Origin of the sequence: Paenibacillus cisolokensis, assembly GCF_050481165.1 — a bacterium.
Lineage (GTDB): Bacteria > Bacillota > Bacilli > Paenibacillales > Paenibacillaceae > Paenibacillus_AH > Paenibacillus_AH cisolokensis.
In genome coordinates this window covers 1-1013 of sequence record NZ_JBCNFP010000050.1, presented here as the reverse complement: position 1 = coordinate 1013, position 1013 = coordinate 1, and the positions used below count along the sequence as shown (strand labels likewise).

Below are 1013 nucleotides of genomic sequence, written 5' to 3'. Positions count from 1 at the left end.
GAACGATAAGACCGGCCGGCTTGTCGACGACGAGCAGATCGGCATCCTCGTACACGATCGAAAGCGGCATCGGCTCCGGCAATATATCGTCCGAACTTTCCCGCGCCATCCGGATGCGGATGATGTCGCCCTCCTTGACGCGCGCTGTCGTGTAGACGCGGACGCCGTTCAACGTAATGCCTTCGTCCGTCAGCTTCAGCTTCGACAGCAGCCTGCGGGACACGCCAAGCCGCCGTTCCAGCACGGTACGGACCGTCTTGCCCGCATCTTCGGCGGTTACGCTCACGGTCAACGGCTCGTAATAGCTTTCGCTTGTCATGGCTTCCTCTTGCGAAACACCTCCGCGCTGCGCGCATACTCGACGTCCGGGAACCCGAGGCGCGCGTTAGCGGCCCGTGCGGCCGCGAAGAAATAATCGGACAGCCGGTTCAGGTAGCGCCGCACTTCCGGATTGGAAGGATGCGCGGCCATCATCGTTACGACGCGCCGCTCCGCCCGGCGGCATACGGTCCGGCACACATGCAAGAGCGCCGATACGTCGCTCCCGCCGGGCAAAATGAAGCGCACGAGCTCCGGCGCCTCATCCGTGTATTGATCAATCCATCCCTCCAGCTTGTCCACCGCCGCGGAGGACATCTTGTACGAAACCCCGTCCTGGTTCGCATAAGCAAGATCGGAGCCGCAATCGAACAGCTCGTGCTGAATGTCCGTCAGCTGCTGCGCCAGCTCCGGCAGCTTGTCCGCAGCGGCGGCGGCAGCCTGCCCTACAAATGCGTTCAATTCGTCGATCGTGCCGTACGCTTCCACCCGGAGGTCGTCCTTGGCGACGCGTCCGCCGATCAGCGACGTCTTCCCTTCGTCGCCCGCCCGCGTATAAATTTTCACGCTCACCCATCTCCTTCGCATGCGCGCCCGCAAGGCCGGCGATCCGTCGCCGGCGCGACCCGCAAGGCGCACAATCGTATCCCTGAAAGATCTGTACGTTCTCATTCTAACATAGAATTCGCCCGGTC

General features: G+C 62.5%; 1 protein-coding gene and 1 pseudogene. Both read right to left on the bottom strand.

The window, feature by feature from the left end:
• Nucleotides 1-319, bottom strand: a pseudogene (locus tag ABEV74_RS08725) (RluA family pseudouridine synthase); the annotation flags it as partial.
• The gene (locus tag ABEV74_RS08720) at nt 316-885 is read right to left on the bottom strand and encodes a cob(I)yrinic acid a,c-diamide adenosyltransferase (RefSeq protein WP_062497131.1); all 570 of its coding nucleotides are present in this window, start codon (nt 883-885) and stop codon (nt 316-318) included. The pseudogene ABEV74_RS08725 and the gene ABEV74_RS08720, both read right to left, overlap by 4 nt.
• Nucleotides 886-1013: the final 128 nt, after the last annotated feature.